This window comes from uncultured Aquitalea sp., assembly GCF_945957525.1.
In the GTDB taxonomy this organism is placed as follows: domain Bacteria; phylum Pseudomonadota; class Gammaproteobacteria; order Burkholderiales; family Chromobacteriaceae; genus Aquitalea.
This window is the reverse complement of record NZ_CAMFLA010000034.1, coordinates 1-12,695: the sequence shown is the minus strand read 5'-3', so window position 1 is coordinate 12,695 and position 12,695 is coordinate 1. Positions and strand designations below refer to the sequence as shown.

Sequence of the window (12,695 nt, the reverse complement as noted above, 5' to 3'; positions counted from 1 at the left end):
AAATCCATGAGGGCACCCATGCGTCATGCGGGCATGACGGAATACAAAACCAAAAATCGAAATTCGGACTGAACGCTGAAACACAAAACCAAAATGGAAAAAACGCCATGCGCAGGCCAGCTGCGCGCCCCGCAGGACGCGCTTCGGCCAACCTTGCGCTCCGCCGGCTATCGCCGCCGGAATGAAACCGTTTGAATGAAGGCCCTTCGAGCTTCGGGCATGACAAGCCTGCTAGCCCAAGCCGCGCGTTATCGCCGCCTCCCTGCGAAGGCCTTCTCTACGTCTTTATTTGAAAATCAGCTGCACGCCGTGCGTCTTGCGATCGGTGTCGTAGCGCACTGTGACGCGGCTTTCCGGTACGCCGGAATCGGTCAGAAAAGTCTTGACCTCGATGGCGCGAGCCTGCGAAGCGGCCTTGGCGTTGCCGATGTCGCCGCGATAGCAATGTCCGCGCACGATGATGGTTTTGCTGGCCTTGAGCTTGGGCAGCAGACGCAACAACTGGCCCTTGCCCACTTCGTCAAGCTTGGGGCTGAGTTTGTCGAAAGGAATGAAGTTGGCATCGATGGCCATGTTGGCGTCGATCTTCTTCTCCAGCGCGGCCTTTTCCGCGGCGGCCTTCTCCTGGGCTGCCAGCACGGCGGGATCCACCGCGGGCTTGTTGGCGACACAGGCCGCCAGCATGGACGAGAGCAGGCAGCACAACAGCAATTGCTTCATGACGGACTTCCAGAATTGAGCTGAACAACAGCCCGCCCCCGAGACGGGAGCGGGCGCTACACCGGATCAGGCAGATCAGGCGATAGTCTTGTTGCTGGTCAGGTCCCAGCCGGCGCTGACATTGCCGCCGCCGGTGCCGTCGGCACGTTTCTGCTGGGTGTAGGTCCACTTGATCTTGCCGTAGGAGAAGCTGACCTTCTCGCTCGGGAAGCCGGCGTCATTGGCGGCGCCAGTCGGCACTACCTTGGAGATCAACACCTGTTCCATCTTGATTTCCAGGTATTTCACCTTGTCGCCGCCGGCACGGCACAGCTCGATGGTGACATCCTTGATGTGCTTGCCGGTGCAGCACGCTTCGTAGATCTTCGGGCTGGCCTTGTCCAGGAAGTGGGAGATTTCGAAGGGGGCGTGGTTAACGCGCTCTGCGGTCGCGCCGCCGGCGGAGCTGGCGGTGGACTGAGCCGGTTGTTCCAGACCGTGGGCAAACGACAGGATTTCGATCCAGTCCTTGTGCTTGTCGTCGGTGCTTTCACCCGGAATGCCATCAATTTTCAAAAATGCATCAAAAGCCATTTATTTACCTTTCCTTGCTTAAGTAACAACACGTGGGACTAGCCCACTATCAACAATCAACCCGCAGGCTGGGGCAGTTCTGCGACGAGTCGCAGGGAAATTGTCAGTTCGTCGAGCTGGAAGTGGGGGCGCAGGAAAGCGGCGGCGCGGTACACGCCCGGCTTGCCCGGCACTTCCACCACGTCCACGCGCGCTTCGCGCAGCGGATACTTGGCCTTGGCTTCCTGGCTGGCGGAATCGTCCAGCAGCACGTATTGCGCCAACCAGGTGTTCAGGTAGTCCTGCACGTTCTGGCGGGAGGCGAAGCTACCGATCTTGTCGCGCATGATGGACTTCATGTAATGCGCGATGCGGGACACGGCGAAGATATAGGGCAGCTGGGTGGACAGACGGGCGTTGGCATTGGCCGCGTCGGTGTTGTAGGTCTTGGCTTTCTGCACGGACTGGCCGGCAAAAAAGGCGGCGTAGTCGGTGTTCTTGCAGTGCACCAGGGCGATCATGCCCAGATCGGACAGCAGCTTTTCCGTGCGGTCGGTGATGGCCACTTCGGTAGGGCATTTGAGCGCCACTTCGCCGCTGTCGGTCTTGAAGGTGTGCGCCGGCAGGCCTTCCACCAGACCGCCGCCCTCCACACCGCGAATCGCCGCCAGCCAGCCAAACTGGGCAAAAGCGTCGGTAAGACGAGCCGCGTAAGCGTAGGCGGCGTTGGTCCACAGGTATTTGTCGTGGTTGGTGCCGTCCACGTTTTCTTCGAAGTTGAACTCCTCCACCGGCACGTTATCGCGGCCGTAAGGCAGACGACCCAGCACGTGCGGCAACACCAAGCCCACATAGCGGGAGTCTTCCGACTCGCGGAAGGATTTCCACTTGGCGTACTCGACGGTATCGAAGATCTTGGCCAGATCGCGCGGCTTGCCGATATCCGCAAAGGTTTCCAGACCGAACAGGCCCGGCGCGGCGGCGGAGATCAGCGGCGCATGCGCGGCGGCGGCCACGTGCGACAGCTCTTCCAGCAAGTAGAAGTCTTCCGGATGGCGGGTGAATTCGAAATCGCCCACCAGCGCGGCATAAGGCGCGCCGCCGAAGGTGCCGTATTCTTCTTCGTAGATCTTCTTGAACAGCGCGCTCTGATCGAACTCAGAGGCGGCCTTGAAGTCCTTCACCAGCTCTTTTTTGGAAACATTGAGCACTTTCAGTTTCAGCTGCGTGCTGGTTTCCGAGCTCTTCACCAGATAGTTCAGGCCGCGCCAGGAAGCTTCCAGCTGCTGGAAGTCCGGGTGATGCATGATGGCGTTCAACTGGTCGGAAATCAGCGCGTCGATCTCGGCGATGCGAGCGTCGAGGCTGGCGCTCAGATCTCGCGAAACGGTAACGCTGCCTTCCAGCACCTGTTCGGCCAACTCGGCGATCAGGTCGCGGGCATGGCCGCGTTCGCTGTCGCTGCTGGCCACGCGGCTTTGCTCGATGATGCTGTCCAGCAAGCTGGAGGCCTGTTGTTCAGCGGCCTGCGGCGCGGCGACGGTTTGCTGTTCTGCGCTCATGCTCACTCCCCTGCCTTGTCATTGCCGCCGGACTTGCTGATCTGGCGCAGTTTTTCCGTGTCGTGGACGATGTCGTCCAGCAGGGCTTCCAGCTTGTCGTTGCCGGCCATCTTGTTGCGCAGCTCGGACAGGCGCTGGCGGGCGTCCACCAGCTTCTTCAGCGGGTCTACCTGCTTGGCCACGTTTTGCGGTTCGAAGTCGGCCAGTGTTTCGAAGTTGAGTTCGACGCCCAGCTGGGTGTCGTCGTCGGCCAGCTTGTTGTCCACCTTCATCGCCAGACGCGGCGCCATGCCCTTGAGCACTTCGTCGAAGTTGTCGCGATCGATTTGCACGAACTTGCGTTCCGGGTCCTTGAGCTTGGCCGGCGGTTCCTTGCGGTGGCCGGAGTAGTCCCCCAGCACGCCCATCACGAACGGCAGCTCCTTGGTTTCGATGGCATCGCCGATTTCAACGTCGTAAGTGATCTGTACGCGCGGCGGACGCACGCGCGACAGCTTTTTCTGTGTGCTTTCATTACCCATGATGAATCCCCATGTAACCGAAAATGTTCATCAAAACCGTTAAACAAGACTGCGGGAGAGACTGGCCATCACGTCGCAAAGCTGTGCCAGTGAAAACTGCGGATCGCCCAGGCGGCGGCTAAGGATGTACACCGCCTCGGCATAGGACTGATGGCTGCGCCAGGGCGCGTGCTCGTCCGACACATCGATGATGAAACGCGGGTCCAGCACTTTTCCCCAGCACTGGGCCAGCATGGGCGCGGTGAGCGCGCCCGGCACCAGCGCGAGACAGTTGCGCTCGGGCTGGCGGATGATCAGGCACTGCACCGGGGTGTCGGGCAGGCCCGAGGTGGCGGCCGAGAACAAGGCCAGCCAGGTGACCACGGCCAACATGTCTTCGCCGTCGCCCGCCGGCAGCGGCAGGAGATACGTCTGCGAGGACAAGCTGCCCTGGAATTTGCGCAGCAGCTGGCTGTGAAACACAAAAGACAGCAGCAGCGACGCGAGGTCCGCGCCGCCGATGGCGGCCAGCTGATCGGAAAGATGACTGCATGGCGTGATGGACAGATGACGGCCCAGCAACTGCTCGGCCAGTTCGATGTCAGCCGGCGAACCGGCGCCGAACAAGGACTGGTCTTCCAGATACTGGCGGCAGGCCACCATCTCCACCGCATTGTCGATGGCGTTGCTCAGTTGCTCCTGCAGGCCGTTGAAGAACAGCTCGTTGGACAACATCATCACGCCCACCGGCGGACGCGGCATGTCGGACGGCAACAGCGAAGCCGCCACCAGCGGATACAGCCGACCGCTTTCATCCCGGCTGGGCTGGATGACGCCCAGCGACAGCCAGGCGCCGTCGGGCGACCGGGTGAGAAACGAAGTGGCGGGCATCCGCAGATAACGCTGGCGCGCCGCGTCGTCGTCCAGTAGCACCAGACTGTCCGCAATGACGTGGTCCAGTTGGGCCGCCGCCGGATGCGTGGCGTTGATGCGGATGAAATCGCCGCGGCGAGGCAGTTTGCCGAAGATGCAGAACTGCCCGGCTATGTCTTGTGTGCGCTTGAAATTGAAGGCCATTTACTGGTCGTCCTTGTTACAAAGTCACGCGCTCGGGCAGGGTTAACTTGTAAAGCTTGATGAGCTGCAAGGGATTGACTCCACCAACCATTCGGAAATTGAAACGCACCATCTGTCCATCGGCGGCCTTGCCGGCCGGCCAGGACAGCTGCACCAGATCGCCGCCGTCCTGGCTCACCTTGGCGCTGGCCAGCAAGCGCATCAGCCCCATGCGACCGGACTGGTTGGCGATGACGCTGGGCGCGCCGTTATAGGACACCACCTGGATGCGCGCGCCGCCGGCGCTATCAGCGCCAGGCCAGTTGAAGGGCTGCCAGGTTTGCGGGCCATTGCGGTAGCGCAGTTCCTGGCCGTCCACCACGATGGAAATTTCCGACAGGCCCGGCGTGGGCTGCGGCTGCAGTTCGAAACGACTGTTCTCGCCGTCCTGCAACTGACTGGACGCCAGCGCGCCCAGCTTGCCGGCGCCGGAGAGGAATTCCGGATTGAAACGGATACCCTGATCACCCCAGGCGCGCGCCACCAGCACATCGCCCTTGCGCTGCACCAGACCGTTCAGATACTTGTTGATGAATTTATCCAGCACGCCGTCGTTGGCTTTGACGAAACGGTTGATCTCCGCCACCGAGGCGGCGGTACCGGAATCCGTGAAGGGATACTTGCCGGCCAATTGTTTCCATTGCGGCAGCACTTCATTGGCCCAGGCCTGATTGATGTCCTGCTGCACCGGCCCCAGCATGGCGGTGTAAGACTGCGACAAAGGACGCACCAGCATCGGCCGCACCATAGCGGCGGTGTCGCCGGACACCTGGTTGAGCAGCGAGTTGTCCACGTAGGAGATGGTGTCGGCCAGCTCGGAGCCGGAGCCGTTCAGCGTGGCTTGCAAGGTGGCGCGCGCTTGCGGGCCGGGTTCGTCGGTGGAGGCGATGGCCGCCAGCTTGGCCTTCAGTTTGGCCAACTGGTCGAGATAGCCGTTGATGGGCGGATTGTCGCCCTTCACCAGCTGGGCCACACCGGCAAAGGCCTGCCCCACTTCGCCAAACTGCTTGTCGCCCGGTTTCTTGTCAGGAGAGTCTGCGCCGCCCTTGAGAAACTCGGTGGTTTTTTCCAGCACGGATTGCTTGGCGTTTTCCAGCGAACGGTTCAGCTCGGACGGGTTGTCCCAGGCCGTTTCCATGGCTGCCCGCGCCAGAATCAGCTTCACCGGAGAGTTCTGCTTGTCGGCAAGGCGGGTCAGCGCGGAAGCGGATTGCGCGGTATTGCTGAAATCGCGCACGGTGACGCCCGGCAGGAATTTCTTCCAGGCCGCAATGTACTGGGCGCGGTACAAGGTCATCAGCGCGGCGCGGTTTTTCTCGATATTGCCGTCCTTGCCCAGGTTGTCCTGGATGGAGGAGGCCAGTACCCAGTCGTCGCCGCGAATCTCGCCTTTGCTGGCTTCATCGATGGCGCCCTTCACGTAACCGTTCCAGGCTTCGCGGGTAAACGCGCCCTCCACCATCTGGCTGCTGGCCATGATGTCCAGGTCGCGGTTGTCGAGGATGCGGGCCACCGTCAGCGGCGCATAGCGGGTGTTGGCCCGGGCGCGGATTTCGTTGTACACGCGCTCTTCGGCCGACAGGTGCTTGTAGGAGCCGCGCAGGGTATCGCGCGCCTCGCTCACCAGACGCGGGTCGTTGTCGATCAGCGGCAGATCGCCCGCCTTGATCTGGCTGACATAGAAAGCCACCAGCTTCTCGGCCACCGCCATTACCTCTTCCACCGAATACTGACCGCGCTGGCTTTCCAGATATGGCCGCCAGTAACGCGGAATCTGGTCGATCAGTTGCGGCTCGTCCATGCGCTTCTGCTCATGCAGCATCAGATAGGTTTTGAGCGCGTTGTAACCCACTTCCAGCTTCACCGGCTGGTTGCCGGCGGCAGGCGCGGCGGCAGGCGTCTGCCCTTGCGCGGCTGGGGCGGAGCTGTCCAGCAGCGCGGCAGTGGCTTTTTGCGGCCAGTCCAGCGCGCCAATGACGATATTGGGCAGCGCCTTGTGTGGCTTGGCCGGACGCGGGTGCTGCTTGGGCGCGGCTGGCGCGGGAGCCGGGGCCGGCTCAGGCTTGGCGGCTACCGGCACGGGCTTGGGCTCGACCGGGGCCACCGGCTCGGGTTGCGACTTGTACTGCTTGAGCGCCGCTTCCAGATTCTGCTGCACCGGCGTCAGCATCACCTGACGCAGCCCGGCGAAGTACTCCTTGCGCAGGCGGGCCTCCACCTCGCCGCCCTGATACAGCCCCCAGCCCAGCTGCCAGGGCTCGCCGTTCTTGCGATAGGCCTGCAGTTCTTCCAAGCGCTGTTGCAGCAGCAGCAAGCCGCGCAGCTTGTTGTAAAGCTGACCGGACGCAGCCAGCTTTTCAGCTTGGGCGCGATCGGCAGCCACCTGCTCCAGCAAACGCTGGTTGCCGATGTAAGTCCACGACCACACGCCGGCCACGCCGGCCAGCAGCAAGACACCCGCCGCCATCGCGGCCAACCGGGCGCGGCCGCCGCGCGGTGCGGTCTGGCGCGAAATCAGGTGTTGATCGGGGAACAGCACTTCGCGGAAGAAATCGCGCAGGAAGAAGCTGTAGGAGGACGGGGCCTGCTTGCCGTCGCGACCGGCGGCGCTGAGGTCGAACTGCCCCTGCACGCGATTGGCCGCCACGATGCGCGGCACGCCTTCCTGCAAGGCACTGGTGAAATAGAAGCCGCGCAACAGTGGGCGCGCATGGTAGGGATCTTCTTCATGCAGCAGGCGCATGAACTTCACCACGGCTTCTTTCAAACCATGGAACTCAATAGGAAAGGCAAAGTGCGCCGGACTGACCTGGCTGCCGCGGTGCTGCACCAGCTTGTCCTCACCCATTTGCACCAGGCCGCGATACAGCAGCTCGAATTGCTGGCTGGTGGCGGTGGCCACGTCAAAGCCCTTGCCCTGCTCGGCCGTCAGCGTCACCCCCCAGACACGGGCGCGCTCTTCGTCGTCCGCATCCTGGAAGAACTGGGCAAAACCGCCCAGCAGGTCCAATTTGGTAAACACCAGATACACCGGCACCTGCGCGCCGAAGGTGTTGCACATCTCGTGAATGCGCTCGCGCACCTGACGGGTGTAAGTGGCAAAGCCCTCGCTATGGTGCTGAGCCAGCTCCGGCAGGCTGATGGCCACCAGAATGCCGTTCACCGGTGCCTTGGCCCGATGCTTTTTCAGCAGCTTGAGAAATTCCAGCCATTCCACCCGGTCTTCGCTCTGGGTGGCGTAACGGCCGGCCGTGTCGAGCAACACGCCTTCGGTGGAGAAAAACCAGTCGCAGTTGCGCGTACCGCCCACCCCTTGAATGCCGCTCTTGTCGCTGAAGGGGAAGGTCAGACCGGACTGCAGGATGGCAGAGCTTTTGCCCGCTGCCGGGTGGCCGATGATCATGTACCAGGGCAGCTCGTACAATGCGGCGCTGCCGCTGGCCGCGCCCAGCTTGGACTTCTTCAGCGTATCCACCGCCGCCAGCAGCTTTTGCCGCAGCAGGGTCACTTCCGCCCGTTTGCCGGCGTCGGCGCCGATTACCGCGTCGTCCGCCTGCTTGCGCAGCATTTTCTCCAGCAGGCCGCCGGCGCGGCGGGCCAGCAACTGCCCCACTAGCAGGGTCAGCACCCACAACAGCATCACACCGACAATCCACCCGAGGCGCGCCTCCGGAGAAACCAGCCCCATCCAGGGGCCGACGAACCAGATGAGCGCGATCAGAATCAGGAAGCCGATCGCGGACGCGACCTTCCCGTGCCGAAGCCAAGCTTGCATAACCACCACTTCTCGAAAATTGAAACGTTACTTTTTACCCAGCAGCGCCTTCAGGGAGCCGGTCTGCTCGATATGCCCAAAATCCTTGAAACTCCAGTTGCCGCCCCAGGTCAGGCCGGCCGCTTGCGACTCTTCCCCCAGCGCCTGGTAAGCCTGCATCGCCCAGGGGTCGCGCTCCGAAATCACTACCTTGCCGTCGCGCATCGGCGCGAGATCCACGGCAAGTCCGTATTGATGCTTGCTCTGTCCGCCCTTGGCCTGGGTGACATGATTGCCCTGCGCCGCCAAGGCATCCTGGCGTTCCGGGCTGCGATAACCTTCCAGCAGCACCATGGAAAAACCGCGTGCTTTCATCGCGGCCATCACCCGCAGCACGGTCTGTACAAAGGCGGGGTTCATGCGGCTCCAGTCGCGGTTGGCGTGGACGATGTCCAGGCTTGGCATCTGGATCTGCACGTCCACAAAGGCCGCCGGCGGCAAGGGCGGCGGCGGCACCAGCTTTTCTTCCAACAAGGTTTGCTTGATGCGGTCGGCCTGCTGGTACTCCTCCGCCACATACCCGGGCCGCTGGTAATAGCGCCCGCCCATCTTGAAAGCCGCTAGCACGCCGGCGCCCACCAGTACCAGCGACAACAACGGCCAGATCACCCAGCGGTAGCTGTGCCGGCGCTCGACACCCGGACGCGCCGGCTCGGCAAGCTGCGGCGCCGGGGTCAGCGCCACCGCAGTCGGGGCCTCCACCAGGGCTTCCACTGATTTGTCGGCCGGCCATTCGCCAGCCACCTGCCCGCCCAGAAAAAAGCGCCAGCCCACCCATGCCACCAGCAGGACGAGTCCGGCCATCAGGAGGGGCAATGCGATAGTCCACTGCATCGTCCTGCCCAGGATTTCCGAAAATTAGTATTTCATTTAAAGTATAGTTAGCACAAGTAACAATACGCAGAACAGGTATTGTAATGTACTTTTCCATGCCTTTTGACTAGTTGTAATTACTAGTAAAATCTGACGAGTCCATTTCCCATCATCAGGATTCACAATTCATCCCATGCTGACGAGACTGAATAAACTCTGCTTGAACATGCTGTTGAAAGCCTTGCCCCTGTTGGCTTTGGCGGCTTGCGGCGGGCCCAAACTGGTGAACATCGCCGGCGAGGGCAGCAAGGGCATGAACCGGGACGCGCAAGGCAAACCCTTGTCGGTGGTGGTGCACGTTTACCAGTTGCGCAGCGCCGACGCCTTCAACCGCATGACCATGGACGCCTTGCTGGGCGGCAAATCCGAGGGCGATCTGCTAGGCAATTCGCTGATCTCCAGCAAAGAAGTCACTCTGATCCCCGGGGGCAAGCTGGCCGAGCAGGAAACCATTGGCGAAGAGACGCGATATGTCGGCGTGGTGGGCTTTTTCAGACAGCCCGATACGGGCTACTGGCGGCTGCTGTATACGGCGGACGCGGTAAAAAGCGATGGCCTCAACTTCAAGGCCGCTGACTGCTACTTGGTGCCGGTGCGGACGAAGAATACCGCCATCCCGGGACAATCGGCAGAACCCCCGGTAGATTGCTCCGGCAGACGACGCTGAAATCTCGGATTTTTGCCTGAGACTGTCTCAATTTAACAACATCTGTTATTAGTCATTCAAATTTTGATTAATTTTATTTTATGAAAATCGTTTGTCCCATAAATATGACAAATGATATTTCTACTAAGTAAATATACGTGTTTTGGTGAAAAATCAGACCCTTCGGCCAACCTTGCCTCGCTGGTCAGCAACGGCATGGCAGGAGCAAACCGTCCGAATCCGGCGATGAACGCCGCCGGGCGACAGGGTCCGCACAATGAAAGTTTGATGTCCGATGCAACAAGCAAAACGGGTTCTGTGGGGCGAAGGCATGTTTCTTCGCCCGCAGCATTTCCAGCAGCAGTCTTTGTTTCTTGAGCAGAAAGCCACGGCGCTGCTGCAGCAATCGCGCCGCCATCAATGGGGGGTGAGCCAGCTGCAACTGGACGAGCAAGCCCTCAAGGGCGGCATGGTTCGGGTAGACCAACTGGCGGTGCTGTTTCGCGACGGCACCTTGTACCAGGCGCCCGCTCAGGCCGCCCTGCCCTTGTCGCGCGACCTCTCTTCCCTGCCCCAACTGGGCATCAAGACCCGCCTTTATGCCTGCCTTGCCCAGATGCAGCCCTATGGCGGCAACACCCGCAGCGGCGAACACAGCGCGCGCCCCACCCGTTTCATCAGCCAGCAAAGCGAGCTGGCCGACCTCTACACGCAAGCGCTGGAAGCCGACGTCAGCACGCTGGAGCTGGATGTGCGCCTGATGCTGGAAGAAGAGAACCGCGACGGCTACGACGCCATCCCGCTGTGCGAACTGGAAAAGGACGCCACCGGCCAATGGGTGGCGACACAGGGTTTCATCCCGCCGCTGACCACGGTCAGCGCCTCCGACGACATCCAGCAGATGCTGCGCCGCTTGCTGGACATCCTGCTGGTGAAGAGCCAGTCGCTGGCCGGCAGCCACCGCGAGCGCGCCAAGAGCGTGGTGGAGTACGGCTCTACCGACATCAGCTCTTTCTGGCTGCTGCATACGGTCAATCGCAACTTCGCGCGGCTGCGTCACCTGTCGCTGAGCCATCCGCTGCACCCGGAAGAGCTCTACATGGCACTGGCGGAGTTTTGCGGCGAGCTGCAAACCTTCTCCACCCTGTACAGCCTGGCCGACATCCCGCCCTACCGGCACGACCAGCTGCAGCAAGTGATGCCGCTCCTGGATCGGCAAATCCGCGAGCTGCTGGAAACGGTGATTTCCGCCCGTTACACCGTCATCCCGCTGCACTCGCCCAAGCCGTCCTTCTACATCGGCCGCCTGGAAAGCGACCGCCTGCTGGAGAACGTCGATTTCTACCTGTCGGTGCAGAGCGAACTGCCGGCATCGCAGGTGATAGACAACGTGCCGCTGAAGATGAAGATCGGCGCGCCGGACGATGTGGAAAAAATCCTCAACTCCGCCATGCGCGGCGTGGCCATCCATCACGCGGCGCAAACACCGTCCGCCGTGCCGGTGCGTGTGGGCAACCACTACTTCGCCTTCGAGCCGCACGGCGAGATCTTCGGCCGCATGCTGCAGTCGCGCAGCATCTGCATTTATGTTCCGCAAACCCTGTCCGATCTGAGCCTCGAGCTGATCGCCGTTTTCCGCTGAGTACGCCATGAGCCAAGTCACCACCGCCCCGGCCGCCGACCGCCCTATCGCCGTTGCCGCGCCCTCGGCCCCTTCCCTGCGCGAAATGCTGGAAGACGGCATCTACCTGCTGTTTTTGCTGAAGGACGGCAACGCGCCGGGCAGCGCGGTTGAATTCAATCGCCGCGTGGACGGTTTCCTCGCCCAGTACGAAAAAAACGCGCGCAACTTCAACAAGGACATGAACGACGTCAATCACGCCAAATACGCTTTTTGCGCGCTGATGGACGAAATCATCCTGTCCTCGGAGTTCTCGCTGCGCGACGAGTGGGAGCGCATGCCGTTGCAACTGCGCCTCTTCGGCGAACATCTGGCGGGCGAAGGCTTCTTCAACCGGCTGGAACAGCTGCGTCTGGATCCGGCCAAGAACATTGAAGCGCTGGAGGTGTTCTACACCTGCCTGCTGCTGGGCTTTCAGGGCAAATACCTACTGGAAGGCCAGGAAAAACTGGGCTACCTCACCCACAAGCTGGGGCAGGAAATCCAGCAAGTGCGCGGCGGCAAGGCTGAATTCGCGCCCAACTGGCAACTGCCGCAGCGCTTTCAGGCCTTTGTCCGTCACGAACTGCCCCTGTGGCTCTACTTTGCCCTTCTGGCGGTAGTGGGCAGCGGCATCTTCCTCACCTATCGCTGGTTGCTGTCGCAGCAACTGGGCAAGGTGTTCGGCGCCTGACATGGCCACCTTCAGCCGTCACACCCTGTTGCAGCCTTCGGTGCTGGATCGTCTGCTGGACGACCACCCGGACAACAGCCAGCTGAACGACGCGCCGCTGTACGAGCTGGCGCAGTTCAAACGCTCGCTGGCGCGAGATCTGGAAGCCCTGCTCAACACCCGGCTGATGCCGGCCGAAGTGCGCGACGACGATTACCCGCTTGCCCGCGCCAGCATGCTCAACTACGGCATTCCGGACCTCAGCGGCATCAGCCTGCTCAACCCGGACGACCGCGAGCTGCTGCGCGAACAGCTGCGCCGCGCCATCGAAACCCACGAACCACGACTGTCGCGGGTGCGCGTGAATCTGGATGCCCCGCGCGAAATGGAACGCCACCTGCGCTTTCGCGTTGATGCCGTGCTGCGCATTCACCCACACCGCCCGCCGGTCACGTTCGACGCCACGCTGCAGCTGTCGTCCAACGTGTACAAGGTGGACTGAGCGGCAAGGCCCGCCGTTTTACGCTTTGCCCCGCAATGGGCGGGGCATTGAAGAAGAGATGAATTCAGAATGGACCT

The 12,695-nt window shown here is 61.6% G+C and carries 12 protein-coding genes; 5 read left to right on the top strand and 7 right to left on the bottom strand.

The genetic code is table 11. The features are described 5' to 3' along the window. Positions 1–185 (top strand): hypothetical protein (locus tag Q0P52_RS19295; protein WP_293766809.1); only part of this gene is annotated, 185 nt, incomplete at its 5' end. Between the two features lie 100 nt (positions 186–285). On the opposite strand, the gene Q0P52_RS19290 is transcribed toward Q0P52_RS19295, so the two are convergent. The 7 genes from Q0P52_RS19290 to Q0P52_RS19260 form a co-directional block, all read right to left on the bottom strand. Beyond that, positions 286–720 (bottom strand): OmpA family protein, encoded by a 435-nt coding sequence (locus Q0P52_RS19290; RefSeq protein ID WP_293766811.1) that lies wholly within the window; start codon positions 718–720, stop codon positions 286–288. Between the two features lie 75 nt (positions 721–795). Further along, positions 796–1,293, bottom strand: a complete 498-nt coding sequence (locus tag Q0P52_RS19285; protein WP_293766813.1) for a type VI secretion system tube protein Hcp — start codon at positions 1,291–1,293, stop codon at positions 796–798. A gap of 56 nt (positions 1,294–1,349) precedes the next feature. Further along, the gene (gene tssC / locus Q0P52_RS19280; RefSeq protein WP_293766815.1) at positions 1,350–2,834 is read right to left on the bottom strand and encodes a type VI secretion system contractile sheath large subunit; all 1,485 of its coding nucleotides are present in this window, start codon (positions 2,832–2,834) and stop codon (positions 1,350–1,352) included. Between the two features lie 2 nt (positions 2,835–2,836). Then, positions 2,837–3,355, bottom strand: a complete 519-nt coding sequence (gene tssB, locus Q0P52_RS19275) for a type VI secretion system contractile sheath small subunit (protein WP_293766817.1) — start codon at positions 3,353–3,355, stop codon at positions 2,837–2,839. A gap of 39 nt (positions 3,356–3,394) precedes the next feature. After that, entirely contained in the window at positions 3,395–4,411 is a 1,017-nt protein-coding gene (gene tagF / locus Q0P52_RS19270; RefSeq protein ID WP_293766819.1) for a type VI secretion system-associated protein TagF, read from the bottom strand. A gap of 16 nt (positions 4,412–4,427) precedes the next feature. Continuing rightward, complete coding sequence (tssM, locus tag Q0P52_RS19265; protein ID WP_293766821.1) at positions 4,428–8,225, bottom strand: type VI secretion system membrane subunit TssM; 3,798 nt, start codon at positions 8,223–8,225, stop codon at positions 4,428–4,430. A 27-nt stretch (positions 8,226–8,252) separates the two neighbouring features. Further along, positions 8,253–9,098, bottom strand: coding sequence for a M15 family metallopeptidase (locus tag Q0P52_RS19260; protein WP_293766823.1), 846 nt, complete (start codon positions 9,096–9,098; stop codon positions 8,253–8,255). Between the two features lie 172 nt (positions 9,099–9,270). Here Q0P52_RS19260 and tssJ point away from each other — a divergent pair, with 172 nt between their 5' ends. From tssJ to tssE, 4 genes are all read left to right on the top strand, one after another. Continuing rightward, positions 9,271–9,804, top strand: a complete 534-nt coding sequence (tssJ, locus tag Q0P52_RS19255) for a type VI secretion system lipoprotein TssJ (protein ID WP_293766825.1) — start codon at positions 9,271–9,273, stop codon at positions 9,802–9,804. 274 nt (positions 9,805–10,078) lie between these two features. Beyond that, positions 10,079–11,425 (top strand): type VI secretion system baseplate subunit TssK, encoded by a 1,347-nt coding sequence (gene tssK, locus Q0P52_RS19250; RefSeq protein ID WP_293813835.1) that lies wholly within the window; start codon positions 10,079–10,081, stop codon positions 11,423–11,425. A 7-nt stretch (positions 11,426–11,432) separates the two neighbouring features. Beyond that, positions 11,433–12,137 (top strand): type IVB secretion system protein IcmH/DotU, encoded by a 705-nt coding sequence (gene icmH, locus Q0P52_RS19245; protein WP_293766831.1) that lies wholly within the window; start codon positions 11,433–11,435, stop codon positions 12,135–12,137. 1 nt (position 12,138) lies between these two features. After that, positions 12,139–12,618: a type VI secretion system baseplate subunit TssE gene (gene tssE, locus Q0P52_RS19240; protein ID WP_293766833.1), complete on the top strand. Its 480-nt coding sequence runs from the start codon at positions 12,139–12,141 to the stop codon at positions 12,616–12,618. Positions 12,619–12,695 lie beyond the last annotated feature (77 nt).